A 24,541-nucleotide genomic window follows, 5' to 3' on the forward strand; every position below is an offset into this window, starting at 1 on the left:
TGATGTTGCTCCTCTTTTTTCTGTGGAATTCTTTAACAAAAAAAGCTGAAGACAAAGTTCAGAACGATTATTACATCATTACCAATCAAATAAGAAAGCTGAATAAACTGGTCGTGCTGGAACAGGATTTCTCGAGCATGCAGAAAACGAAAATCACCTCACAGATGTTAGGCAGCTCGCTGCTACCTTCCTCTGAAAAGCAGATTATCACCTTTACCAAAACCAATGCACAGGTAACCTACGACTTGTCTAAAATGAAAATAAAAGTTGATTCTATCAATAAAAAACTCATTATTACAGAATTACCAAATGCAGAAATCCGAATCATTCCAAGCGTTGAAATTCAATCTTTGGATGACGCTTTCTTTAATCGGTTTACCAGCAAAGATTTTCAGAAAATCACCAAATCAGCAAAAGACAACGCTTATAAAACCGTCAACCAAAACCGACTTCGGGATGAAGGTAAAAAACAACTTTTAAAAGATTTAGATCAAATATTTGTTTTGGCAAAGGCTTTGAACTATAAAATAGAAGACCAGACCGGTCAGATCGATTTATCAAAACTTTAATTATCAAAGTATGGATTCTCCCAAAAATAAAAAAAACAAAGAAGCCCGCGTAAAAAAGGAAAATGAGGATTTACCCAATCTACCGGCCGCCACTGAAGAAATAAAAAATGAACATGCTGTAAAAAAACAAATTAAAAAAAGTTCCCGATTACAGCCCGATGGCAAGACTGACAATACAGATCAAAACAGCGAAAATTAATTTTCGCTGTTTTTTATTGTTAAAGTATTATTAAAGTCCGTCAGCACCAGCCAAATGTCACACAATTTGCATGCAATATGTTACGCATACCATTTTGCAGAATCCAACAAATTTTCAGCAATGACATATACTATAACCGGAGTTTTCCCAACCATCGACGACGCAATTTCAGCAGCCAAAAGCTTAACCAAAGCAGGATTTATCAAACAATTTCCTGGTTTTACAAAAAATACTAAATTTCAACCTGAATCTTTGATAGAAGATCATTTTATCGACCGGAATGAAATTTCAGTGTATACCCCCAACTTAAACCGGGCGCATAAAGCGAAAAATATTTTGATAAAATTTGGAGCTGAACTCAATAAGATAACAGGCATCTGCCAAGAAAAAATACAGGATGCAAAACTAGCAAAGACCTCGTTTATGCACTCTAGAAAGAGAAAAAAACTAAAGAAAAGTAATATCAAGTTTAACCAGGAGCCATTAAACTGATGCCTCATCAATATTTTTTTTAATAGTTAGAAATCGTCTCAAAATGAAAATATAGGGACGATTTCTTATTTTGAAGATGAGTTTAACAACTTCAGAAAATAAACTTTTCATTTTCAAAATCCAAACCCTTTATCTTCAACACTCAAAAATTTCTCATATTTTGGAACTGAATACCATCAGTTTGCACTAATGGATAGTTTTCAATAAAAGACAATCCGATAAAGCAAAAAAATCCTTATTTTTGCAACTTAAATTTTTAGTTCAAAATGATTAAAATCACTCTTCCCGATGGAAGCATCAAAGAATTTGAAGGCGCGATAACTCCGCTTGACGTAGCAAAATCAATTAGCGAAGGTTTGGCAAGAAACACCATTTCCGCAATTTTAAACGGAACACAGGTAGAAACAACCACTCCTATAACCACAGATTCTACGCTTCAATTGCTGACCTGGAACGATGATTTGGGTAAAAAAGCATTTTGGCATTCCTCTGCTCACCTTTTAGCACAGGCGATTATGGAGTTTTATCCGGAGGCAAAATTAACGATAGGTCCGGCAATTGAGCAGGGTTTTTACTATGACGTAGATTTCGGCGACGAATCTTTATCAGAAAAAGATTTTGAGAAAATAGAAAAGAAAATGCTGGAGAATGCAAAAAAAAATACAACCTTCAGTCTATACCCTGTTTCAAAAGCAGATGCGCTAAAAGAATACGCCGACAATCCATATAAAACAGAATTAATTTCTAACCTGAATGATGGGGAAATTACTTTCTGTACCCACGATAACTTCACAGACTTATGTCGTGGCGGCCATATTCCGTCAACCGGAATTGTAAAAGCAGCAAAAATTCTTAACGCAGCCGGAGCTTATTGGAGAGGAGACGAAAAAAACAAACAGTTAACCCGCGTGTACGGAATCACTTTCCCGAAACAAAAAGATTTAACTGAATATTTAGAACGTCTTGAAGAAGCAAAACGGCGCGACCACAGAAAACTGGGTAAAGAATTAGGAATCTTTGCTTTCTCTGAAAAAGTAGGTGCAGGTTTACCGTTATGGTTACCAAAAGGGACTGCACTCCGCAAAAAACTCGAGGATTTCCTATCGGCTGCTCAGAAAAAATCAGGGTACGAATTCGTAATGACGCCGCATATTGGTGCCAAAGAATTATACGTAACATCCGGTCACTGGGATAAATACGGCGCTGACAGTTTTCAGCCCATCAAAACTCCAAACGAAGGTGAAGAGTTTATGTTAAAACCAATGAACTGTCCACATCACTGCGAAATCTATAAAGTGGGGCAATGGTCTTACAAAGATTTACCAAAACGTTTTGCAGAATTCGGAACGGTTTACAGATATGAGCAATCAGGAGAACTCCATGGTTTGACCAGAGTCCGTGGCTTTACCCAGGATGACGCACACATTTTCTGTACACCAGATCAGTTGCTGGCAGAATTCGAAAATGTAATTGATTTAACATTGTATGTTTTTAAATCTTTAGGATTTGAAGATTTTGTCACTCAGGTTTCTTTAAGAGATCCGGAGAACAAAGAAAAATATATCGGCAGCGATGAAAACTGGAAAAAAGCAGAAGATGCGATTATACAGGCTGCTCAAAAGAAAGGCTTAAACTATGTGATTGAATATGGCGAGGCAGCTTTCTATGGTCCGAAACTCGATTTCATGGTCAAAGATGCACTCGGTCGTAAATGGCAATTGGGAACGATTCAGGTAGATTATAATTTACCGGAAAGATTTGACCTCTGGTACAACGGAAGCGATAATGAAAAACACCGGCCAGTGATGATTCACCGTGCGCCATTCGGTTCTATGGAAAGGTTTATTGCAATTTTGCTGGAAAATACAGCAGGAGATTTCCCTCTTTGGTTAGCTCCAAATCAGTTCACTATTTTACCAATAAGTGAAAAATATGTGGATTATGCAAAAAAAGTTTCACAATTGCTGGAAAATCACGATATTTGTGGACTGGTTGATGAACGAAACGAGAAGACGGGTAAAAAAATCCGGGATGCAGAATTACAGAAACTGCCATTTATGCTGATCGTAGGTGAAAATGAAGAAGGTACCGGAACAGTTTCTGTAAGAAGAAGAGGTGAAGGTGATCTGGGCACCATGAGCGTAGAAGACTTTATCAATTACTTCAAAAAAGAAGCAAAAATTTAAAAAAAATAGAATTTAACCAATTAAAATAAGACACCATAGCACAAAAATTTCATTACAGAGGTAGAGGTCCACAGAGACGTGTTCAAGAAGATTTGCACCAGATTAATCAAAAAATCCGGGCAAGAGAAGTACGTTTAGTAGGTGATAATGTGGAACCAGGCGTTTATCCGCTAGAAAAAGCTCTTGAAATAGCAAAAGATCAGGAATTAGATTTAGTGGTTATTTCAGATAAAGCAGAACCTTTTATTTCCAGAATTCTGGATTATAAAAAGTTTCTTTATGAGCAAAAAAAGAAGCAGAAAGAACTAAAGGCCAAACAAGTAAAAGTGACCGTAAAAGAAATCCGATTCGGTCCGCAAACCGATGAGCATGATTACGATTTCAAGAAAAAACACGCCGAAAAATTCTTAGAAGAAGGTTCAAAACTGAAAACTTACGTTTTCTTTAAAGGCCGTTCAATCATCTTTAAAGATCAGGGAGAAATCCTTCTTCTTAAGTTGGCTCAGGAATTAGAGCACGTTGGAAAAGTTGATCAATTGCCGAAATTAGAAGGCAAGAGAATGATTATGATGATGAGCCCGAAAAAACCGGCTAAGTAAATTTGATGATCAGTTGATTTTTCAACTTTGAATTATAAAATAGCAAAGAGATTCTTTTGAATCTCTTTTTTTTTGCGTTAAAATCAAATATCTTTTTTACAATCGTACGCTGAAAATAACAATGGAAGAGGGAAAAAATAATGTTTAGACAAGACAGTTTAATTACAGAAAAATTTTCATTTAAAGAAACTTTACCGAAATTTCCGTTTCAGGGTTTGTGTTAAAAACTTGTAAAGTTGACTATAGGCATTGATTTTGTCATCATTTTTGATATGATATCAACTACCAAATTACCATTAATAATATTAAAAAATTAAAATTATGTCGTATACCATCGTGGGAATGTTCCCGAACAATGAAGATTTAGATAGAGTCGAAAGACAATTGGAAAGTGCCGGTTTTCCAAAACAAGATTATACTGTTTCGCGCTATTCCACTTCAGCATTAGACGACAAATCCTCAGGTTTTAATCATTTCAAGGAAGATGAAAAAACTTCGGGATTTTGGCATTGGCTTTTCGGTGATAATGAAGATGAAAAAAATAAATACAGTTATGCGGGTACAAAAAGTAATATTGTAACCGTTTACACCGATGAAATGGATCGTGCGGAAAAAGCGAGAAAAATCATGAACGATGAAGGAGCAATTAACGTCAACGAATTTACAAAAGAAAGATATCCCGAAACCGCTCAAAAACATCATGATCTAAGTGAAGCGGAGCGCGCCAGAATAATCAGCAAAGCAAAAAACAATCTCTATTTTACCGACGCAACCCGGTTTTATGATGCCACAAGCGATGGTATGGAATCGGATATGGACTCTGAAGGAAGTCGAAATACCTTTTAAAAAAAATTATTTCACATCAATTTCGTTATTATTGAAATCGTTTTTTTAGCCTGAAAATGATTTCAATGATGAGCCCTAAAAATCCTGCTAAATAAATTTGATGATCAGTTGATGTACTGATTTCTTGCTAACATTGCTTTGATTGATAAACTAAAAAAGAGACTCTAACGAATCTCTTTTTTAGTTAAATACTAATTTATAAAATTTCAGCCTCAGTTATCAAAATCAAAGTGCCAGTTTATCCGTTTCAAAACGTCCCTTTTGGTGTAAATACCGGTATCGCAAACTTATGAGCAATCCGAAAAAAGTCATTCCGACACCGACCAGTGCAGGGTAATTGAATGCATATCCTTTTTCTAACGGAATTCCGCCCAAAAAAGCTCCCAAAGCATTCGCAATATTAAATCCTGCCTGCATAAAAGCGGCTGCCATCATTTCGCTTCTTGGTGCCGCCTTCATCATCATAATATTAATCGGTGCTGCAACAGCCATAGAAAGTGCTCCACAGATAAAAGTTAGCACCAGAGAAACACTTTGATATTCTGAAAGGAAAAATACTCCGACTAAAGAAAACATCATTGAAAACAATAAAAGGGAGCATGTTTTTTCCGGACCCAACCGGTCAGATAAAAATCCACCGGCCAGGTTTCCGACGACCATTCCTGCACCGGCAAGTACCATTACATAGGCCATGTGAGCACTGTCAATTTTTGACACTTCGGTCATTAAAGGCGTGATATAGCTGAACCACGTAAATAATCCTCCGAATCCGATGGCTGTGATGAGTAAAACTAACCAAGATTGTTTGTGTTTTAGAAATTTTAATTCTTCTAAAAAGTGAGTCTCTCCTTTTCTTTCTATTTCCGGAAGCCAAAATTTTAAAGACAGCACGGTGACCACCCCGATGATTCCAACAATCACAAAATACCACCGCCAGTGAAAGATGTGACCAATATAGGTAACGAAGGGGACCATTGCGAGATTCGCGACGGTAAGTCCCGTAAACATCAGTGATATGTTAAATGCTTCCTTGCCTTTCTGTGCCATTCTTGCAGCAACCACCGTTCCCACTCCGAAGAATGCACCGTGTGGTAAACCTGAAAGAAATCTGATGATCAGCATGGTAGTATAATCGGGCGCAATTGCCGAAAGACCATTAAATAAAGTAAAAATAACCATTAAGGCAATCAATACTTTTTTGGGCGGAAATCTCACCGCATATCCAATGATTAAAGGCGCTCCGATGACCACGCCAAAAGCATACGCCGAGATCAAATGCCCTGCTTGTGGAATGTTGACTTGTAAAGTATCTGCGATGTCCGGCAATAACCCCATTACCGCAAATTCCGTCGTTCCTATTCCTAAACCTCCGATGGCCAGAGGTATTATTCTTTTATCTAACTTCATTCTCCTATTTTCAAGGTGCAAAAATGAGGAAAATATTCAACGATTACTTCAATTTCTGTTATTTAAATCTGATTTGTGTGATTGATGGTATCAGTAAGAAAATTCACAAAAGATGTTTTTCCATTTTAATGTTTGCTCTTTCGTAAAGGCCTTCATCCAGCTTAATTTCAGAAAAACCGTATTTACGGTAAAGGTGAATGGCAGATTCTAATTGCGTATTGGAGTATAAAATTAAAGTTTTTAGGTGTTTTTGTTTCGCAAAATCTAAGCAATGCTCCATTAAAAGTGTTCCGATTTTGTAGCCTTGTGCCTTTTCAGAGACGGCCATTTTTCCTAATTCATAAACACTTTCTGTTTTCTTTAACAGGGAAACGGTGCCCACAATTTCATCATTAAGTTTTGCATAAAAAATAAATCCATCTTTATCAATGATCTCTTTTTTTGGATTTGAAAGCGACTGAATATCACTTTCCTCTATCCGAAAATACTTTTCCAGCCATTCGTAATTGAGGAGTTTGATGGCTTCTTTCAGGTCGTCAGAATATTCTATTATTTCAATTTTATTTTGGATCATGGTTTTTATAAATCGGTTTTTATAAAGGACTGTAAAGCTTCCTACAAAAATAATTTAAAAATGCGGAACGTTAAATATCGGCAGAATCTTTTGGAATTAAAACTGTTCTGCGGAATCGGCGGTTATTTCCGACAGAGATTGCAGCGAGCAAATTACCGGAAATAAAGTTAATGATGTTTTCGGATTAAAGTAGTAGAATTTGCAAGGGAGGAAATGGAAACTGCCAAAGTGGGATATTTAAATTAAAACAAAAATATGGCTAAAATCCTTGTTGCAGATAGATAGATTTTCGAACGTTTTTATTTTATCCCAAATTGTTTAACCATCCAATGATTAGTATGATTATCCACTAAATCTTTTTTAATTTTCTCATCTTTTGTATCTAAATATTTATAGACTTTTAGCGGAACAGAGTTTGGATATTGAATTAAGCTATTTGAAATTATTTCAGCAGACTCTTTCGTTGCTCCAGCAGAGTTTAAAGCTTCCGCTTTATAAATATTAATAATTATAGGAACACTTCCGTAAGTGTTTTTCAATTCGCTTTCTAAATCTTTGATCAAATTAATCTGAAAATTTGGATCAGGCTGTTTTCCAACTGCAGCGGTTTCAGTAATATGGTTTTGGTATAGCAAAAACATAGTTAGTATCTGCAAATTTTTTGCTTTTTTATCAGAATATAACTTTTGAATTCTTTGGGAAATGTCTTCGCTTAATTCCCCTTGATCAGATTGTAATCCTTGTTCGTAGAAATCATTGAAAAGATGATATACTGTTTTGTCAGCTTTGTCAGTTTTTGAATCTTTTTTTATTTTTTCAATAAATGTTTTATAATCTTCAGAATTTTGGGAAAATAAATTGAGGGAAATTAAGAGTAAAAAGAATAGTATTAAATTTTTCATTTTTTAATAAGTTTTACTTGGTGGCGTTCATCTAAAACTACGGGCAACAAAACCATTACCCGGACAAGTCGGACATCTTCGTCATTCATTATCATCTCAAATATAAAGAATAATTCCCACAAAAGATCTAAATTTCATCAACGATAATCATATCGGCACACAAAATCTTCTAATTAACAAAACGCTCCCGCGTGAGGGATCGCAGCGGTTACCCCGGAATAAGCGGTGGGAAAGCTTTGGCATGAGGAGTATGAGCGGAGAGCCCGACCGGAAGGAGGGAATGGTTCCGTCGTCAGACGGGATAATGACCGACTGAAGGGCACGCCCAATTCTGAACTCAGGAACAAACTAACCTGCGAGAACCTTTATTGATATTCGGTCGTAATATGTTTTTGTAATTCACTGAAATTTCGTACTTTTGCAGTCTGAAAAATGTGTAGAATACTGTAAAGTGGGTGCACATGATAAGAAAATGACATTGATAACAAATAGATAAAATTAAGCAAAATGCCAAAATTAAAAACTAAATCAGGTGCTAAGAAGCGTTTTAAGCTGACCGGAACCGGAAAGATTAAAAGAAAAGGTGCTTTCAAAAGCCACATCCTGACCAAAAAAGAAACGAAGCAAAAGAGAAATCTTACGCAAACTTCTTATGTTGCAGAAGTGGACAAAAAGAGCGTTTTACGTCAATTAGCTTTAAAATAGTTTTTATAAATCAACCGGTTTATAAGAATTAACAAATTCAGAAAATTTAACCCTGAAACGGTGCAAACAAGTGTAATGAAATAATTTGCCGCCCTTTTCAAAAAAACAAATTTAATTATGCCAAGATCAGTAAATGCAGTAGCTTCAAGAGCTCGCAGAAAAAAAGTAATTAAGCTGGCGAAAGGTTTTTTCGGTAGAAGAAAAAACGTTTGGACCGTCGCTAAAAATGCCGTACAAAAAGCAATGCAATATGCTTACCGCGGTAGAAAAGAAAAGAAAAGAAATTTCAGATCTCTTTGGATCATGCGTATCAACGCTGGTGCAAGAGAACACGGAATGTCTTACTCCCAGTTTATGGGCGCTCTTAAAACGAACAACATCGAATTGAACAGAAAAGTTTTAGCTGATTTAGCAATGAATCACCCTGAAGCGTTCAAAGCAATCGTTGATCAAGTAAAATAAATGTAGAATTATTTGTTATCAATTATAAATCTCATACCACCAGGTATGAGATTTTTTTATGAGATATGCTCAGTTTTATATAAATTTTAAAAACTAAAGGTTGTTGACAAAAAAACACGCTTAAAAACAAATTGACAAAAGCTCTAAATGATGATGTTTTTTTTATAACGCAACGGCGCAACGGTTAGCTGACAATCATGCTGTTTTGCGTGTGTTTTTTAGGACGCAAGGACGTTACACTTAGCAAATGCGCAAGAAGAAACAAAATTAGATCGCTTATTAATCTGTGAGATCTGTGGAATCTGTGAGAAGTAAAAGCCCTTATATTACTTTCTATTTCTTTCCAGCAACACCTCTTCGATCTCAGTTAGAGAAAAAGATTTTGCTTTCAGCAAGATTAAAAAGTGATACAGCAAATCTGCCGCTTCATTTTTAAAAAGATCGGCATTATCATCTTTCGCTTCAATGACCAGTTCTACCGCTTCCTCCCCTACTTTCTGCGCCATTTTATTGATGCCTCTCTGGTACAATTGGTAGGTGTAAGAGTTTTCAACTTTGTCATCAATTCGTTCTGAAACCGTTTCCTCTAATTCATACAAAAATCCACTCGATTTTTTTCCGCCAAAACAACTGAAACTTCCGGTGTGACAAACATTTCCTGCTGGTTTTGCCTGAATTAAAAGCGCATCGGAATCGCAGTCTTCTTTAATGCTTTTTACATAAAGGTAATTTTCAGAGGTTTCTCCTTTTAGCCAAATCCTGTTTTTGGTGCGGCTGAAGAAATGAACCCGTCCGTCTTTCTGAGTTAATTCCAGCGCTTCTGCATTCATATAACCCAACATTAACACCTGTTGTGTGCGGGAATCCTGAATAATTGCGGGAACCAAACCGTTCCCTTTTTCAAAATCTATATTCATCTGTAATTTTTTATTGTTTTTAAATTAAATGTCATAAGCAAGCATCAGACTTTATTTGCGTTTATTGGTAAACTTGTTAATAGCGATTTCACCGTATGGCGAGTTTATTTCGTTTTAAATGCTGTTTAAGGTCAAAAATATTGACTTCATTGAAATGAAAAATACTCGCAGCCAAAGCGCCGGTCACTTTTGTTTTGGTGAAAACTTCGGTAAAATCCTCCATTTTTCCTGCGCCGCCGGAAGCGATGACCGGAAGTTGACAAACCCCGGCAACATTCTGCAACATTCGGATATCGAAACCGTTTTTCGTACCGTCAAAATCCATGGAAGTCAGCAATATTTCTCCGGCTCCGAGATCAGTAACGGTTTTCACCCAATCCAGCGTTTTCAGTTCCGTCTGAATTTTTCCACCATTAATGAAAACATAATCTTCACGATTAATATTCTTCGTATCAATCGCCACCACGACACACTGATTCCCGAATTGCTGTGCGAGTTCCCGAACGAGTTCCGGTCTCCGAACTGCCGCAGAATTGATGGAGACTTTATCCGCGCCGGCTTTTAATAAAGCTTCAACATCTTCTACAGAAGAAATTCCGCCACCAATCGTAAAAGGAATATTGATCTCCGAACTCAGTTTTTCAACGAGTTGAATCAAAGTTTTCCTGTTTTCTAAAGTCGCCGTAATATCCAGAAAAACCAATTCATCAGCACCGTCTTTGACATACTTCTTGGCAAGTTCCACAGGATCGCCGGCAATCCGTAAATCTTCAAACTGAATTCCTTTCACCGTTTTTCCGTCTTTGATATCCAGACACGGGATTATTCTCTTTTTCAACATTTAATTAAATTTTTGAAGTTCTTTTAAACTGATTTTTCCCTCGTATAAAGCTTTTCCGATGATCGCTCCGGAACAGCCGATCTGTTTTAAATCCTGCAAATCCTGTATTGAAGAAATTCCACCACTTGCTATTAATGAAATTTTGCATTGACTTAAAATCTCTTTATACAATTCAAATGAAGGCCCTTCCAACATTCCGTCTTTTGAAATATCGGTGCAGATGACTTCTTTCAATCCTTTCGTTTCATAAGATTGAATAAAATCCAGAACATCCAGATCAGAATCGGTTAACCAACCGGACGTTTTTATTTTCCGGTCTAAACAGTCTGCGCCTAAAATTAATTTTTCGGCACCAAATTCACTAATCCATTCTTGGCAAAGTCCCAGATTTTCAACGGCAATACTTCCGATTGTCACTTGATTCGCTCCGGCATTGAAAGCACTTTGCAAACTTTCTCGCGTTTTTATGCCACCTCCAAAATCAATAATTAAATTCGTTTGAACTGCGAGCATTTCTAAAGTTTTTAGATTTTGAATGGTTTTCGCTTTCGCCCCATCCAGATCGACCAAATGTAGATATTGGATTCCGTGCTCTTCATATTCTTTGGCGATATCCAAAGGATTTTCATGATAGATTTTTTTGGTGTCGTAATCGCCTTTCGAGAGACGTACGCATTTCCCGTCGATGATATCTATGGCTGGAATGAGTTTCATTTTTATTTTAGTTTTAAAACCACAAAAAGAACAAAAGTTTTTTACTCCTTAAAGCAACTCAAAAATCTATAAAAGAATGAGAATAAATACATTCCTTTTGTCAACTTTAGGAGATAAAATGTAAACTTTTACTTCTGTGACTTTGTGGTTAAAGTCTTTTATTTTAATTTTAAAAAATTTTCAAGAATCTTAGAACCAACATCGCCAGATTTTTCAGGGTGAAACTGCGTTCCATAAAAATTGTCTTTTTGCAAAGCCGCAGAGAAAGGTAAAATATAATCGCACTCGGAAGTCGTATTCTCTCCCACTTCACAATAGTAGCTGTGGACAAAATAGAAATTATCTTCTGCGGAAATTCCTTCTAAAAGTTTACCTTCTATCGCCTGTAAATTATTCCAACCCATGTGCGGAACAATATCGGTGGCGGGAAATTCCTTTACTTTCAGATCAAAAATCCCCAGACATTTGGTATTACCTTCTTCCGAAAAATTGCACAACAACTGTTGTCCCAAACAGATTCCCAAAAACGGTTGTTTCAAAGTCGGAATCAACGTATCTAAATTTCTCTGTTTTAAATAATTCATCGCTGTCGAAGCTTCACCAACTCCTGGAAAAATTACTTTTTCAGCATTTCTGATTTCCTCAGAATCTGAAGTGATGATGGTTTCAAAACCTAACTTTCTTACGGCATTTTCCACGGATTTTATATTTCCGGCGCCGTAATCGATGATTGCTATCATAATATACCTTTGGTACTTGGGATGGAAAAATTGTTTTGATCCTGCTTTACGGCATCGCGTAAAACTTTGGCAAAAGCTTTGAAAATAGATTCAATTTTGTGGTGTTCATTCTCGCCCTCACACTGAATATTGAGATTGCATTTTCCGGTATCCGTAAATGATTTGAAAAAGTGATAAAATAATTCCGTCGGAACATCGCCAATTTTTTCTCTTTTAAAATCTACATTCCAAACGAGCCAGTTTCTACCTCCGAAATCCAGTGCAACCTGCGCCAAACAATCGTCCATCGGCAAAGCAAACGCATATCTTTCTATTCCTTTTTTGGATCCCAAAGCCTGTTCAAAACAGGTTCCCAGAACCAAAGCCGTATCTTCGATGGTGTGATGTTCATCGACCTGCAGATCGCCATTGACCAAAATTTCCAAATCAAAATTTCCGTGTTTGGAGATCTGTTCTAACATGTGATCAAAGAACGCCAAACCCGTATTAATATTCGATTTTCCGCTTCCATCCAGATTCAGTTCGATGGTAATTTCGGTTTCTTTTGTTTTTCGGCTGATCTTTGCTTTGCGCGGAATCTGTTTTAAATATTGATAAATTTCATCCCAGCTTTCCGTGGTCAAAGTGGCGTCTTCCAAATTTTCCTTTCCAATAAAAATAGATTGTGTGCCTAAATTTTTCGCCAGTTCTACATCAGTTTTTCGGTCGCCAATGACGAAAGAGTTTTTCAGATCGTAATTTCCGTAAATGTATTTCTGCAGTAATCCGGTTCGCGGTTTTCTGTTGGGCGAATTTTCTGTTTCAAAACTGTTGTCAATAAGGAGATCAGCAAAAACAATATTTTCATTGGCTAAAATGGTCAGCATTTTCTCCTGAGGAATTCTGAAATCTTCTTCAGGAAAAGAATCCGTTCCCAAACCGTCCTGATTGGTCACCATGACCAATTCATAGTCGAGTTCGTTGACAATTTTGGCTAAATTCTGAATCACTTTCGGATAAAATTCCAGTTTTTCTAAAGAATCTACCTGTAAATTTATCGGCGGTTCTATAATTAAAGTTCCGTCACGGTCGATGAATAATACTTTTTTCATGATTTATATTTCTGATAATACGTTTAAAACTTTTAAATTCTCTTCAGGTTTCCCGACACTCAGCCGGAGACAATTTTTTAACTGCGGGTGGCGAAGACTTGTATAAATATTGGCTTCCTGTAATTTCTGATAAACCTTTTCGGCATCTTTAAATTCCACCAGAAAAAAATTAGCATGTGACGGATATATTTTGACAACCTCTTTATTTTCTGCCAAACCTTTCTTCAATTTTTCTTTCTCTGCTAAAATGGTCTGAATATTTTCAGCCTGTTCATCTTCTTTTTCCAATTGTTCCAAAGCCAGCCGCTGACTTTCTGAACTGATATTATACGGAGGCTTAAACCGGTTAAAAAACGCAGCAATTTCTACCGATGAAATCCCAACTCCAATTCTTAATCCCGCCATTCCATAAGCTTTAGACAACGTTTTTAAAACAATTAAATTCGGATATTGATTCAGTAAACTGACTGTTGATTCCAGAGGCGAAAACTCGATATATGCTTCGTCCACAACCACGATTCCATTAAAACTTTGAATAAAATACTCCAAATCATCAACCGAATTTCCTGTCGGATTATTGGGCGAACACAGGAACAAAATTTTAGCCTGAGTTTTTGAAATAGCATTTTCAAACTCCTTTTTATCCAACTGAAATTCTGAATTCAGCTGCAGTTTTTCAACTTGCACATTATTCATTTTCGCATAAATTTCGTACATGACAAAACTGGGATTGAAAACCATTACCGAATCTTTCCCCGGATCACAAAATATTCTCATGATCAAATCGATCAGTTCATCACTTCCGTTTCCCAAAAACAAATTTCCGGTTTCAACCTTATTGATTTCCGCCAGTTTTTGTTTTAACCGAACATTTTCAGCATCCGGATAGCGGTTGAAATTTCCGAAAGGATTTTCGTTGGCATCCAGTAAAATGAACTGGTTTTTGTTTTCAACCGGTCGCGAAGTCGAGTAGGATTTCATTCCCACCAAATGCGGTCTGATTGTCTTTTCTAAATTAAATTTCATTTTCTAAAGATTTTAAGCGAAGTGAAACTGCATTTTTGTGGGCCATCAAACCTTCTGCGGCAGCCATAATTTCTATTGTTTTTCCAATATTCTGAATCCCGGTTTTTGATATTTCCTGGATGGTTATTTTCTTGACAAAACTGTCGAGCGAAACACCGCTGTAATTCCTGGCAAAACCGTTGGTCGGCAAAGTGTGATTGGTTCCGCTGGCATAATCTCCGGCAGATTCCGGCGTATAATTTCCGAGGAAAACAGAACCGGCACTGGTGATTTTTGAAACAGAATTTCTGGGATTGTCAACCGCTAAAATTAAATGCTCCGGAGCATAAAAGTTACTCATTTCAATGGATTTATCAAGATTTTCCATTAAGATAAAAGAGCTTTTTTCCAAGGCAGATTTTGCGATTTCGTTTCGCGGAAGATCGGATAACTGTTTTTTAATTTCCTTTAAAGTTTCATTAAAAACAGTTTCATCTGTCGCAATAAAAATCACCTGAGAATCGGTGCCGTGTTCGGCTTGTGACAATAGATCTGCCGCGCAAAATTCCGGATTTGCAGTTTGATCGGCAATCACCAGAACCTCACTGGGACCCGCCGGCAAATCGATTGCCACATTATATTCCATGGCCAATTGTTTCGCCTGCGTAACATACTGATTTCCTGGACCGAAAATTTTATCTGCTTTAGAAATACTTTCTGTTCCAAAAGTTAAAGCTGCGATCGCCTGGGCACCGCCAACTTTAAATATTTTGGAAATTCCACACAGATTTGCCGTGTACAAAATCGCGGGATTGACCGAACCGTCGTTTTGCGGTGGCGTACACAAAATAATTTCTTTACAACCCGCAATCTGAGCCGGAATGGCCAACATTAAAACGGTAGAAAAAAGCGGCGCCGTTCCGCCAGGAATGTACAACCCCACTTTTTCAATCCCTCTGGATTCGCGCCAACAGACGACGCCTTCTGTGGTTTCAATTTCATCGGATTTCTCTTTCTGAGCAAAGTGAAATTGGTAAATATTCTCCTTTGCCTGAGAAACCGCCTCTTTTAATTCCGGTGAAACCTGATTGATAGCCAATTCTATTTCCTCTTTCGCAACCAATAAATTATCGATGTTTACCCGATCGAATTTTTCCGAGAATTTTTTTAATGCTGAATCACCTTCATTTCTAACTTCAATGAAAATTTCCTGAACGGTATTTCTCAAATTAGTTTTTTCAAGAACCGGCCTCTGTAAAAGAGTTTCCCAGGTATTCTGCGCTGGATATTTAATAATATTTTTCATATCTAATCATCTAATGTCTAATATCTAATCGTCTCCTTTCTAATTTTTCACAAAACCATTTTTTCGATTGGGATGACCAGAATTCCTTCGGCTCCACATTTTTTTAATTCATCGATAATTTTCCAGAATTCATTTTCACGAACTACCGAGTGAATACTGCTCCATCCAGATTCCGCCAGCGGCAAAACGGTTGGAGATTTCATTCCGGGTAAAATTTCAATAATTCTATCAATAGCATCGTTCGGGGCATTCAGCAAAATATATTTATTTTCCCGCGAATTGATAACCGCCTGAATTCGAAACAGGAAAGATTCCAATATAACAGAAATATCTTCGGGAAGATTTTGACTGGAAATCAAAACGGCTTCACTCTTTAAAACCTGCTCCACTTCTTTCAAACCATTGTGCAAAAGTGTACTTCCGGAACTCACCAAATCCGCTATCGTGTCTGCTAAACCAATACTTGGCGCAATTTCCACACTTCCTGAAATCTCAACAATTTCTGCCTCAATATTATTTTTTTCGAAATAATTTTTAACAATGTTTGGATAAGAAGTCGCGATTTTCTTTTGGTTGAAAAAGCTGAGATCAGAATAGTCCTGCTCTTTTGGAATAGCCAATGACAACCGGCAGTTGGCAAAACCCAGCTTTCTCACTACCTCTACATTTTTGCCTTGTTCTAGCACTTCATTTTCCCCAATGATCCCGATATCGACGATGCCCTGTTCTACATATTTTGGAATATCATCATCGCGGAGGAAAAGAATTTCCAGCGGAAAATTAGTAGCTGAGTTTTTGAGTTTGCTTTTAAAATCCGGGATTTTTATACCGCATTCTTTTAATAGTTCAAGAGATTTTTCGCTTAACCGTCCGGTTTTCTGGATGGCGATCTTTAATTTGTTCATCTTCAGTTTTGGGATTGGGTCTGAACAAATGTCTTAATTTTTTAAACAAAAAAAACCGTCTTTGCTCAGACGGTTTATTATTATTTTAGCCACTTTGGACCACATTAAATCAACTCGTCTTTAGATGAGATGATAATGATGGAATAAAGCGGTTGTATTTTTCATGTTGTTTTAACTGTGCAAATATAGCTGATAAATTTCCGAATGTGCAAGATATATTTTTTATAAAAACATAAACACCTGATAAACAGATACTAAATTTGACAATAATTTATTTCTTCAACTTATTATAGAAATTTTGAAGGGTTTTTAATTCGACTTCATTTTCCACCAATTTCTTCTTTAACTTATCGATATCAAGATGGAGTTCCGATATTTTTTCTTTAAACTTTTCCTTTTCTGCATCTGATTTAGCCTGCATTAATTTCTCATTCGCCTCTGTTTTCTTTTGCAGCAATAATTTCAACCTGGTTTCATATTTTGCTTTTTTACTGAAGTTCAGTTCGAACTGTTCGTCCACCTGTTTTATTTTTTCTTTAGTACTCTTGTCCGCACTGCTCTGCATTTCGTTCAGAGCGTTGTTATAAGCGGCATTGGAAACCAATTCTTTGGTTTGCGTTTGTTCGAATCTTTGTTTCTCATCCTGCGAATACAGGAACGTGGACACTATAAAAAAAGCAAATAGTAAAATATTTTTCATCCTGTTTTGTTGATTGTAAAATAATTTCTGTTTTGAATATTTCTTTTGGTTACCTAAAGAATCTGCCGGTAAACACTCATCAAATCCTGCGCAATATTTTCATCATTAAATTTTTGAACGAATACCAAACTTTTTTCTGCCCGACGTTTTCTTTCGGATTCGTTATTCCAGAGAAACAGAATTTTTGCTTTGATATCTTCAACATCATGAGGGTTAATATAAACTGAATCTTTTCCTCCAGCTTCCGGAAGACAACTTACATTACTTGTAATAACCGGTGTTTCAGAGAAAAGAGCTTCGATCACAGGAATCCCGAAACCTTCAAAAAAACTCGGATAAACGAAAATATCTGCGAGTTTAAAAATTGCCGCAAGCTCTTCCATTGAAACATTTTCCAGAAAGATAATCTGGCTCTTCAATTGATGCTTGAGGATATACTTTTCTATTTTTTTAAAGTATTTCGTTTTCTTACCGACGACGACCAAAGGAATTTTTGTTCCGTTAACCGCTTTCACCACATTTAGTAAATTTTTACGTTCTTCGATGGTTCCAACATTCAGGATGAATCTTTCAGGTAAAAGATATTTTTCCTTAACTGAATGTAAAAATTCTTCACTTTGATTTTCCTTGAAAGCGTGATGGCAACCTTGGTAAACAACTCGGATTTTTTCTTCCGGAACTTTTAAGAATTTAATAATATCTCTTTTCGTCTGTTCAGAAATGGCAATAATAACATCCGCCTGAACGGAGGCTCTTTTAAATTTCCAGAAATGAATCATCCGGTCGAAAAAAGAATAATACTGCGGATATCTCATGAAAATCAAATCATGAATGGTGACGATTTTTTTAATCGGTTGATCCGTCCATTTTAAAGGCAGTTCACCGGAAAGGCCGTGGAAAATACCGGCGTTTGTTTTTTGCGCGTCTATTCCCATTTTAAATTGCCGCGACATCGTTCCTTTGGAAGTTTCGACAAAAAAAACACTGGGTAAATTTAAAATATCCTTTCCTTTCTCAGACTGATTTTCATTGAAAAGAATATAGTCATTTTCAGGAAAAGAGGTCGCCAAAATCCTTACCAAATCGCGGGAATAGTTTCCTAAACCCGAACTGTTATTAAAGAAACGTTTCGCATCAAAAGCAATTTTCATGATGAAATATTTTTTTGAAATTCCTGAAAAGTTCCGAACTGACAGCCGGAATTCTTTAGCCAAAATAGAAACTGATCAAACCTTTCGATCATTTCTTTTCCTGAATTTTTGGTTGTAAATCCGGGAAGTTTAAATTTCCCGTCTTTAATTTCTGCAAACTCCCAAGGATGAAAATAAATGTTCAGATAGTTGTCTTTTTTCAAAACATCTTTCGCCAGTTTTTTGTAGAAACTTAAAGGGAAATTATGGAAACTCAGCCAAAATAACGGAATCCTGAAATTCGGAGAAACAGAAGCCGGAATCTGTAGAACGTCGCCTTCTTTAAAATAGGTTCGCGATACTTTTAAATTATTGTATCTTCCGGGAAGAAAGGTTGGGTTGACCGATGAATTGTAGGAATAACCGGCTTTTTCAACTTCTTTTTCATCCACTTTCATCATTCTCGGCATTCGAAGTCCGGTAATTTCGGTATTAAAAAGTTCCATTAATCTTTCACGGGATTTTTTCAGATCTTCAATTTCAAATTTTGAATGAAACCAAGTATGAGAAGCCAATTCGTGACCTTCTTCTAAAAGCTGCTTTATTAAATCTTTATTATTTTCCGCAAAAACAACCGTTGAAAAAAAAGTAGCTTTCGCGCCATATTTTTTCAGAAGTTCCAATATATTCTGTAGTCCTTTTCTCGAAATTGAAAGCTGTTCCTCAAAGGAAATATCGCCTTTGTATTCGAAAGGCATATCAAATTCTTCAATATCAAAACTGAGTAAAACCATTGTTAAAAATTTTTGGAACGGATGATATAATTCGGTCTTTCTTTTACCTGTTTGAAGATTTTGCCCAGATAAATGCCGATGATTCCCATAATTATTAACTGTAAACCGCCAAAAAAGACAACGGTCATAATCAAAGAAGCCCAGCCGGAAATTTCAGTTTTCGTAATAAAAGAATGAACCACATAAATTCCGTATCCGAAAATAGAAAAAACAGAGAAAATGAATCCAAGATACGCCGCCAAATACAATGGTTTCACACTAAATGCTGTAATTCCTGTAAAAGCAAACTTCATCATTTTTTTAAGATTATAACTGCTTTCACCAAACGTCCGTTCACCTGCGGTAAAACGAATTCCTGCTCGCCTGAAACCCATCCAGTTCGATAATCCCCTGAGAAAAATATCCGCTTCATTCATATTCCGCACAACACCGACCACCGAAGCATCCATTAATCGAAAGTCAGAACCGCCCCCTTCAGAAAGATTAACATCGGATATTGCGGATAAAAACTTATAATAGATCGTAGACGTTTTTCTTTTAAAAGCAGAAATTTGTTTAGGATAAGTTCGTATCGTGTAAATGATATCAAATCCTTCTTCCCATTTTTTTATCATGTCGGGAATGAGTTCCGGCGGATGTTGCAAATCGGCATCCATTGATATTACAGCGTTTCCGGTAGAGAGATCCATTCCAGCTTTTACAGCGGGTTGATGTCCGAAGTTCCGGGAAAATTCAATAAACTTTACTTCTTCAAAATTCATGGCCAGTTGTTCGAGTTTTGCCTGAGTCTGGTCGCGGCTTCCATCATTTACAAAGATGATTTCGAAAGTGTAATTTTTAAGTTTAGCAAAAACTTCTTTGACTCTTTGATGAATCAAGACGACATTATCTTCTTCGTTATGAGCGGGAATGACGATGGAAATCTTCTTCACAGCTGAAATTTAATTAATCTAATTGATAATCTTTTTCGAAATCTTTGGTCAGCAATTCGTAAATAATCCGGAACCAAACGATGCAACAAGGTAATGCTTTTAAGGAATATTTCATAATATAATTATCCTTAATGATTTGGGGGAATAAATCCGAAAATGAAAAACAGGTTAAGATGATGACAAAGATTAATAAACCAATTATTAATAGTGATCTTTCTTTTTGCATGATGAACCAAATCATCACTCCCGCAACGGCGATAATAAAAGTCGGCGATTCTGAACCGGAACTGAAGAGAACAATGAACAAAAGGGTCGATGCTAAAATCATCAACTGAAACGAAAGATTTTTATATTGTTTTATCCGTAAATAAGGCAGGGCGAAAACGGCCATTCCAGGAAGGAGAAAAACCAGATTGGAAATATCGGCATGTCCGGAAATCCGTCTGACGATTCCCATCAGAGAATAGTCCTGTCTGTTTCCTAAAACCTGATTCGCTGCATTTTTCTCTGACAGTGACTGAAACCAATCGGCGTAAGACTGAAGCCCAAAATGGGGACTTGAAATCAACATCGGCAATATCAGAAATAAAATACCGAATCCTAAAAAAGATAAGATGAATTTCCATTTATTCTTAATAAAGAAGAAAGAAGAAAGCCCGGCAATTCCGTAGAGTTTGACAAAAAATCCTATTAAAATGGAAATCGCTGACTGGGTTTCTTTCCGTTCGTAAATATAAACCGCCGACAACATTAATAAACCCGTCAAAGCAATATTAAACTGAAGACTCACCGCAGCAGTAATGAATTCCTGCAAACATAACCAGGCAAAAAATGCTTTTTTCGGATTAGAGAACGGCAGTTTATGAATGGCATAAACAAAAACGAAAGTATTGGCAATATTCCATAAAACAATTCCCAACCAATCGGGTAAAATGGCGAAAGGCGCTATTAATATGCTGAATAAAATGCCGTAATGATTGGAATCAAAATGTACTTCCGGATATAACAGATAGATGTTTCTCTCTGCCAAAGTATTGGTAAAAACATTTTTGAAGATCATGTAATTATTATACTTTTCCGGTCCGCCGCGGTATTTTGCGATGGCAGATAAAGCAGAAACAAGAAAATAAATCCCAAAAATATATTTGGGATTTGATATGAATTTTAGGAATTTATCTTTCAATTTTAAGCAGTATATAAAGTTTAAACCGCTACATTATTTTCTCTCAAAGCATCGTTAAGAGAGGTTTTTTTATCAGTCGATTCTTTTCTTTGTCCGATGATTAAAGCGCACGGAACCTGAAATTCTCCAGCAGGGAACTGTTTCGTATAACTTCCGGGAATCACTACCGAACGGGCAGGAACTCTTCCTTTAATTTCTACCGGCGTATCACCGGTTACATCGATAATTTTTGTGGATGCCGTTAAAACAACATTTGCGCCCAGAACCGCTTCTCTTTCTACATGAACTCCTTCTACAACGATACATCTTGAACCCACGAAAACATTATCTTCGATAATTACCGGAGCAGCCTGCAAAGGTTCTAAAACCCCACCAATTCCTACTCCACCACTCAAATGAACGTCTTTTCCGATTTGTGCACAGCTGCCAACCGTTGCCCAGGTATCAACCATGGTTCCCGAATCTACATAAGCACCGATATTCACATAAGACGGCATTAAAATAACACCGGGCGCAATATAAGCGCCTTCTCTTGCCACCGCGTGAGGAACTACGCGAACCCCTTTTTCGGCATAGCCTCTTTTCAAAGGCATTTTGTCGTGAAATTCAAACGGACCTACTTCAATGGTTTCCATTTTTTGGATTGGGAAATACATGACCACAGCTTTCTTCACCCATTCGTTCACTTTCCAGCCATTGTCCGTAGGTTCGGCAACTCTGAGTTCGCCTAAATCTAATTGTCGGATTACTTCACGGATTGATGCTTTACTGTCATCATTTTGTAACAGTTCCCGGTTGTCCCAAATATTTTCTATCGTTTGTTGTAACATATTTATTGTTGAATTTTTAATTTTTGAATAAGGGCAAATTTACAAAACTCTTCTGGCGAAAAGGTAAGCATTGTTCCAGTATTTTTCGTTAAGTGAAGAAATAATAACTCCTTTCGAAGTGGAGGAATGAATGAACTTAACCTCGCCATCATTTCCGATATCGTGAACGATTCCGACATGGTTAACTCTATTTCCGCCTGAGGTTGCAAAAAAGACTAAATCACCGGGTTTTGCTTCATTGATTTTAATAGAAATTCCCTGGTTTGACTGTTCTTCAGATCTTCTGGGGAGTTTGTAACTGTTTTCATCAAAAACTTTGGTCACTAATCCCGAGCAATCGAAACCGGCGGAGGTATTCCCTGCATATTTATAGGGTGCACCCAAATATTTTTCAGCATCTTTTAAAATTTTCTTAATTTCAGCATTGACTTTCCCCGAATAATTAGACTCCAAAGTTTTCAAATTATCTGCCTTTTTCACCGTCTTTGTAGGGATTTCTCTTTTTACCACCACATTCCTGGAAGAACTGCAGGAAATGATTACTAATGCGGAAAAAGTAAGCATCAAATATTTCTTCATTTTCTTAATATCACAATTTTCCCAAAAATAGTGAAAATATTCAAATCTTTCTTTTAATTTAAAGACATTTTCCTTTTTGGCAGCCGTTTTCTCATTTTTTTTAAAGAGTCTATCTTTGCATTTGAAAAAAAGGATTTATATTTTTAAAATTCCGAAAAACCTACAATGACTCTAAAGGACTACAAAATCTATTTTAAAGAACAGGTTTCTGAACTGTACAGCGGTTCTGAAAGTTCAGTTTTATTCGGTATTTTCGTGCAAAAACTGATGGACCTGAATCAGATTGAACTGCGAAAGGCGATGAATAATGAGGTTCAGGAGAAACAGTCAGAAGATTTTCAAAGGATCATTGATGAATTAAAATCGGGAAAACCTTATCAGCAGATTTTGGGTGAAACCGAATTTTACGGTCTGACATTTTTCGTAGATGAACACGTTCTCATTCCAAGACCTGAAACCGAAGAACTTCTGGAATTGGCGATTGCGAAGATTAAAAGTTCAGGTTTAAATAAGAAAGATTTCAAAATTTTGGATATTGGAACAGGTTCCGGGATTATTCCGATTGTTTTAAAGAAACATTTTCCCAAAGCGGAAGTTTCGGCTATTGATTATTCTGAAAACGCTTTGAAAACGGCCAGGAGAAATGCAGATTTTCATCAGGCTGAAATTCATTTTATCCATCAGGATTATCTGACCGGAAATTTGACTGAAATTTATGACATTATTATTTCGAATCCACCTTATATCGGGATGGAGGAAGAAGATGAAATCACAGATTCGGTAAAAGAGTTTGAACCGAAAATGGCGTTATTTTCTCCAACTTCAAACGCATTAATTTTCTATGAAAAAATCGCTGAAGACTGCAAAAATCACCTCGCAGAAAATGGTTTGGTTTTTCTGGAAATCAATCAGAAATTAGGAAAAGAGACGCTGGAACTTTTTACTGATGTTTTGTCCGAAGTGAAGTTGATGAAGGATCTTTCGGGGAATGAGAGGTTTGTCTGGGGAATTTCTTGAGTGATTGGGTGATTGGGTATTTGAGTTGTCGAGTCATTGGGTTTTTGAGTTATTGAACAAGTCAATTAACTAATTTTTAATTTAATTTTTTATAAATATTCTATCTTATAATTCAACTCAATGGGATTGTTATTTTCCCTCATCTGCTTTTAAATATTTTCCGTTAACTGTTTTAAATTCATGCCAACAGGATTGCCGTTTTCGTCACCTACTTTGTACTTCATTCCTTTGCTCTTAATTCAGAAAACGGATGTGAATAATAATCTTTTTGTAACTTATTGTAGTTCTCCCAACTTATTTCTTTTCCTTTTCTCAGATTGAACATTGTATTACCATTATGAATAGGGTCCCGTCTTGAACCGGTATTTTGGGATCAATCCAGGCAATCCAATTTCTACCTCCATATTTCACAGTCGCTTTATAAGACACCATCGCGCCAATTTTTACTTTCACAAATATTTTTAAACGCTCTTTATTTTCTTTTTATTTCTATTGGTAAAGCAACAATATCAATTACATTTTCTCCTTGTTTGTTTTTTCCTGCCGTCCATTTTTTTTGTTGTGTAATATTCTGAATTGTTTTCTTCAATTCTTTATTAAAATTTTCATCACTTCCATAAATTGAAATATTTAGAACTTCTCCATCGTTTTCAATCTTTAAAATTATTTTGGCTTTATAAGTTTTGTTTGTTTCTAAACCAGTCCTATCAATGTTAGCTTTTATTTCCTCAATGAATTTCTTATTTCCTGTCGGATATTGTGCCGGAAATGTAATATTTGGTGGTGGTGGAACATTTAAATCTTGCGGCTGTTTAGACTCAAATTCATTCCTTATTGTTTGCGATATTCCAAAGTGAAAGGATAGAAGTGAGATAATGACAATAATTTTTTGCATATCGTTAGTTTTTAGACGGTT

General features: G+C 36.4%; 27 protein-coding genes and 1 pseudogene. 9 read left to right on the plus strand and 19 right to left on the minus strand.

From position 1 onward, the window contains the following. Positions 1–2 precede the first annotated feature (2 nt). The 6 genes from QF004_RS04070 (at position 3) to QF004_RS04095 (ending at position 4,891) form a co-directional block, all read left to right on the plus strand. Positions 3–569 (plus strand): DUF4230 domain-containing protein, encoded by a 567-nt coding sequence (locus QF004_RS04070; RefSeq protein ID WP_373456879.1) that lies wholly within the window; start codon positions 3–5, stop codon positions 567–569. 10 nt (positions 570–579) lie between these two features. Continuing rightward, the gene (locus QF004_RS04075) at positions 580–768 is read left to right on the plus strand and encodes a hypothetical protein (protein ID WP_133440753.1); all 189 of its coding nucleotides are present in this window, start codon (positions 580–582) and stop codon (positions 766–768) included. Positions 769–822: 54 nt separating this feature from the next. Next, complete coding sequence (locus tag QF004_RS04080; protein ID WP_307423031.1) at positions 823–1,260, plus strand: hypothetical protein; 438 nt, start codon at positions 823–825, stop codon at positions 1,258–1,260. A 266-nt stretch (positions 1,261–1,526) separates the two neighbouring features. Further along, positions 1,527–3,446 carry a threonine--tRNA ligase gene (gene thrS / locus QF004_RS04085; RefSeq protein ID WP_307423033.1) on the plus strand — a complete coding sequence of 640 codons (1,920 nt, stop codon included), beginning with the start codon at positions 1,527–1,529 and terminating at the stop codon, positions 3,444–3,446. Positions 3,447–3,538: 92 nt separating this feature from the next. Continuing rightward, the gene (infC, locus tag QF004_RS04090) at positions 3,539–4,045 is read left to right on the plus strand and encodes a translation initiation factor IF-3 (protein WP_185145765.1); all 507 of its coding nucleotides are present in this window, start codon (positions 3,539–3,541) and stop codon (positions 4,043–4,045) included. A gap of 321 nt (positions 4,046–4,366) precedes the next feature. Then, positions 4,367–4,891: a hypothetical protein gene (locus tag QF004_RS04095; protein WP_307423036.1), complete on the plus strand. Its 525-nt coding sequence runs from the start codon at positions 4,367–4,369 to the stop codon at positions 4,889–4,891. Between the two features lie 225 nt (positions 4,892–5,116). Here QF004_RS04095 and QF004_RS04100 read toward each other — a convergent pair whose 3' ends face one another. The 3 genes from QF004_RS04100 to QF004_RS04110 form a co-directional block, all read right to left on the minus strand. Then, positions 5,117–6,298 (minus strand): MFS transporter, encoded by a 1,182-nt coding sequence (locus tag QF004_RS04100; RefSeq protein ID WP_307423039.1) that lies wholly within the window; start codon positions 6,296–6,298, stop codon positions 5,117–5,119. A 103-nt stretch (positions 6,299–6,401) separates the two neighbouring features. Further along, positions 6,402–6,872: a GNAT family N-acetyltransferase gene (locus QF004_RS04105; RefSeq protein ID WP_307423042.1), complete on the minus strand. Its 471-nt coding sequence runs from the start codon at positions 6,870–6,872 to the stop codon at positions 6,402–6,404. 299 nt (positions 6,873–7,171) lie between these two features. Then, positions 7,172–7,774, minus strand: coding sequence for a hypothetical protein (locus QF004_RS04110; RefSeq protein WP_133440760.1), 603 nt, complete (start codon positions 7,772–7,774; stop codon positions 7,172–7,174). Between the two features lie 507 nt (positions 7,775–8,281). Here QF004_RS04110 and rpmI point away from each other — a divergent pair. After that, complete coding sequence (gene rpmI, locus QF004_RS04115) at positions 8,282–8,479, plus strand: 50S ribosomal protein L35 (protein ID WP_027377392.1); 198 nt, start codon at positions 8,282–8,284, stop codon at positions 8,477–8,479. 117 nt (positions 8,480–8,596) lie between these two features. Then, positions 8,597–8,941: a 50S ribosomal protein L20 gene (rplT, locus tag QF004_RS04120; RefSeq protein ID WP_133440761.1), complete on the plus strand. Its 345-nt coding sequence runs from the start codon at positions 8,597–8,599 to the stop codon at positions 8,939–8,941. A 326-nt stretch (positions 8,942–9,267) separates the two neighbouring features. Here rplT and hisIE read toward each other — a convergent pair. The 15 genes and pseudogenes from hisIE to QF004_RS04195 form a co-directional block, all read right to left on the minus strand. Then, positions 9,268–9,864: pseudogene (gene hisIE / locus QF004_RS04125) on the minus strand (bifunctional phosphoribosyl-AMP cyclohydrolase/phosphoribosyl-ATP diphosphatase HisIE); the annotation flags it as partial. Positions 9,865–9,946: 82 nt separating this feature from the next. After that, positions 9,947–10,699: an imidazole glycerol phosphate synthase subunit HisF gene (gene hisF, locus QF004_RS04130; protein WP_307423051.1), complete on the minus strand. Its 753-nt coding sequence runs from the start codon at positions 10,697–10,699 to the stop codon at positions 9,947–9,949. Then, entirely contained in the window at positions 10,700–11,413 is a 714-nt protein-coding gene (gene hisA, locus QF004_RS04135; protein WP_133440764.1) for a 1-(5-phosphoribosyl)-5-[(5-phosphoribosylamino)methylideneamino]imidazole-4-carboxamide isomerase, read from the minus strand. 158 nt (positions 11,414–11,571) lie between these two features. Beyond that, positions 11,572–12,153, minus strand: a complete 582-nt coding sequence (hisH, locus tag QF004_RS04140) for an imidazole glycerol phosphate synthase subunit HisH (RefSeq protein ID WP_307423058.1) — start codon at positions 12,151–12,153, stop codon at positions 11,572–11,574. Continuing rightward, positions 12,150–13,244 carry a bifunctional histidinol-phosphatase/imidazoleglycerol-phosphate dehydratase HisB gene (hisB, locus tag QF004_RS04145; protein ID WP_307423061.1) on the minus strand — a complete coding sequence of 365 codons (1,095 nt, stop codon included), beginning with the start codon at positions 13,242–13,244 and terminating at the stop codon, positions 12,150–12,152. Before hisB ends, hisH begins: the two co-directional genes overlap by 4 nt. A gap of 3 nt (positions 13,245–13,247) precedes the next feature. Beyond that, positions 13,248–14,270 carry a histidinol-phosphate transaminase gene (gene hisC / locus QF004_RS04150; RefSeq protein ID WP_307423064.1) on the minus strand — a complete coding sequence of 341 codons (1,023 nt, stop codon included), beginning with the start codon at positions 14,268–14,270 and terminating at the stop codon, positions 13,248–13,250. Beyond that, the gene (gene hisD, locus QF004_RS04155) at positions 14,260–15,555 is read right to left on the minus strand and encodes a histidinol dehydrogenase (RefSeq protein WP_307423066.1); all 1,296 of its coding nucleotides are present in this window, start codon (positions 15,553–15,555) and stop codon (positions 14,260–14,262) included. The genes hisC and hisD overlap by 11 nt, the downstream gene beginning before the upstream one ends. Before the next feature lie 47 nt (positions 15,556–15,602). After that, positions 15,603–16,460: an ATP phosphoribosyltransferase gene (hisG, locus tag QF004_RS04160; protein WP_282905856.1), complete on the minus strand. Its 858-nt coding sequence runs from the start codon at positions 16,458–16,460 to the stop codon at positions 15,603–15,605. Positions 16,461–16,731: 271 nt separating this feature from the next. Beyond that, positions 16,732–17,160 (minus strand): hypothetical protein, encoded by a 429-nt coding sequence (locus QF004_RS04165; RefSeq protein ID WP_307423071.1) that lies wholly within the window; start codon positions 17,158–17,160, stop codon positions 16,732–16,734. Positions 17,161–17,213: 53 nt separating this feature from the next. Next, positions 17,214–18,311, minus strand: a complete 1,098-nt coding sequence (locus tag QF004_RS04170) for a glycosyltransferase family 1 protein (RefSeq protein WP_307423074.1) — start codon at positions 18,309–18,311, stop codon at positions 17,214–17,216. After that, on the minus strand, positions 18,308–19,084 hold the full coding sequence (locus tag QF004_RS04175; RefSeq protein WP_307423077.1) for a polysaccharide deacetylase family protein: 777 nt from the start codon (positions 19,082–19,084) through the stop codon (positions 18,308–18,310). The genes QF004_RS04170 and QF004_RS04175 overlap by 4 nt, the downstream gene beginning before the upstream one ends. A gap of 2 nt (positions 19,085–19,086) precedes the next feature. Continuing rightward, positions 19,087–20,016 carry a glycosyltransferase family 2 protein gene (locus QF004_RS04180; protein WP_307423080.1) on the minus strand — a complete coding sequence of 310 codons (930 nt, stop codon included), beginning with the start codon at positions 20,014–20,016 and terminating at the stop codon, positions 19,087–19,089. A 13-nt stretch (positions 20,017–20,029) separates the two neighbouring features. Next, positions 20,030–21,199: a glycosyltransferase family 87 protein gene (locus tag QF004_RS04185; protein WP_307423083.1), complete on the minus strand. Its 1,170-nt coding sequence runs from the start codon at positions 21,197–21,199 to the stop codon at positions 20,030–20,032. Positions 21,200–21,219: 20 nt separating this feature from the next. Further along, complete coding sequence (locus QF004_RS04190; protein ID WP_133440775.1) at positions 21,220–22,029, minus strand: 2,3,4,5-tetrahydropyridine-2,6-dicarboxylate N-succinyltransferase; 810 nt, start codon at positions 22,027–22,029, stop codon at positions 21,220–21,222. A gap of 39 nt (positions 22,030–22,068) precedes the next feature. Next, entirely contained in the window at positions 22,069–22,608 is a 540-nt protein-coding gene (locus QF004_RS04195; protein ID WP_307423087.1) for a C40 family peptidase, read from the minus strand. Between the two features lie 165 nt (positions 22,609–22,773). Between QF004_RS04195 and prmC the strand changes: the two genes are divergently transcribed. Continuing rightward, complete coding sequence (prmC, locus tag QF004_RS04200) at positions 22,774–23,625, plus strand: peptide chain release factor N(5)-glutamine methyltransferase (protein WP_307423090.1); 852 nt, start codon at positions 22,774–22,776, stop codon at positions 23,623–23,625. Between the two features lie 472 nt (positions 23,626–24,097). Here the strand turns inward: prmC and QF004_RS04205 are convergent, their stop codons facing one another. Then, positions 24,098–24,520: a hypothetical protein gene (locus tag QF004_RS04205; RefSeq protein WP_307423092.1), complete on the minus strand. Its 423-nt coding sequence runs from the start codon at positions 24,518–24,520 to the stop codon at positions 24,098–24,100. Positions 24,521–24,541: the final 21 nt, after the last annotated feature.

Source organism: Chryseobacterium sp. MDT2-18, assembly GCF_030815285.1.
Classification (GTDB): domain Bacteria; phylum Bacteroidota; class Bacteroidia; order Flavobacteriales; family Weeksellaceae; genus Kaistella; species Kaistella salivictor.

Coding starts and splice junctions, on each gene's coding strand:
- hisH (WP_307423058.1), bottom strand. CDS start 12,153: ATGATAGCAATCATCGATTACGGCGCCGGAAATATAAAATCCGTGGAA.
- rpmI (WP_027377392.1), top strand. CDS start 8,282: ATGCCAAAATTAAAAACTAAATCAGGTGCTAAGAAGCGTTTTAAGCTG.
- QF004_RS04105 (WP_307423042.1), bottom strand. CDS start 6,872: ATGATCCAAAATAAAATTGAAATAATAGAATATTCTGACGACCTGAAA.
- QF004_RS04095 (WP_307423036.1), top strand. CDS start 4,367: ATGTCGTATACCATCGTGGGAATGTTCCCGAACAATGAAGATTTAGAT.
- QF004_RS04100 (WP_307423039.1), bottom strand. CDS start 6,298: ATGAAGTTAGATAAAAGAATAATACCTCTGGCCATCGGAGGTTTAGGA.
- QF004_RS04110 (WP_133440760.1), bottom strand. CDS start 7,774: ATGAAAAATTTAATACTATTCTTTTTACTCTTAATTTCCCTCAATTTA.
- prmC (WP_307423090.1), top strand. CDS start 22,774: ATGACTCTAAAGGACTACAAAATCTATTTTAAAGAACAGGTTTCTGAA.
- hisB (WP_307423061.1), bottom strand. CDS start 13,244: ATGAAAAAAGTATTATTCATCGACCGTGACGGAACTTTAATTATAGAA.
- rplT (WP_133440761.1), top strand. CDS start 8,597: ATGCCAAGATCAGTAAATGCAGTAGCTTCAAGAGCTCGCAGAAAAAAA.
- hisA (WP_133440764.1), bottom strand. CDS start 11,413: ATGAAACTCATTCCAGCCATAGATATCATCGACGGGAAATGCGTACGT.
- hisF (WP_307423051.1), bottom strand. CDS start 10,699: ATGTTGAAAAAGAGAATAATCCCGTGTCTGGATATCAAAGACGGAAAA.
- QF004_RS04070 (WP_373456879.1), top strand. CDS start 3: ATGTTGCTCCTCTTTTTTCTGTGGAATTCTTTAACAAAAAAAGCTGAA.
- QF004_RS04075 (WP_133440753.1), top strand. CDS start 580: ATGGATTCTCCCAAAAATAAAAAAAACAAAGAAGCCCGCGTAAAAAAG.
- QF004_RS04175 (WP_307423077.1), bottom strand. CDS start 19,084: ATGGTTTTACTCAGTTTTGATATTGAAGAATTTGATATGCCTTTCGAA.
- QF004_RS04205 (WP_307423092.1), bottom strand. CDS start 24,520: ATGCAAAAAATTATTGTCATTATCTCACTTCTATCCTTTCACTTTGGA.
- QF004_RS04170 (WP_307423074.1), bottom strand. CDS start 18,311: ATGAAAATTGCTTTTGATGCGAAACGTTTCTTTAATAACAGTTCGGGT.
- hisG (WP_282905856.1), bottom strand. CDS start 16,460: ATGAACAAATTAAAGATCGCCATCCAGAAAACCGGACGGTTAAGCGAA.
- QF004_RS04190 (WP_133440775.1), bottom strand. CDS start 22,029: ATGTTACAACAAACGATAGAAAATATTTGGGACAACCGGGAACTGTTA.
- hisD (WP_307423066.1), bottom strand. CDS start 15,555: ATGAAAAATATTATTAAATATCCAGCGCAGAATACCTGGGAAACTCTT.
- QF004_RS04165 (WP_307423071.1), bottom strand. CDS start 17,160: ATGAAAAATATTTTACTATTTGCTTTTTTTATAGTGTCCACGTTCCTG.
- thrS (WP_307423033.1), top strand. CDS start 1,527: ATGATTAAAATCACTCTTCCCGATGGAAGCATCAAAGAATTTGAAGGC.
- hisC (WP_307423064.1), bottom strand. CDS start 14,270: ATGAAATTTAATTTAGAAAAGACAATCAGACCGCATTTGGTGGGAATG.
- QF004_RS04195 (WP_307423087.1), bottom strand. CDS start 22,608: ATGAAGAAATATTTGATGCTTACTTTTTCCGCATTAGTAATCATTTCC.
- QF004_RS04080 (WP_307423031.1), top strand. CDS start 823: ATGTCACACAATTTGCATGCAATATGTTACGCATACCATTTTGCAGAA.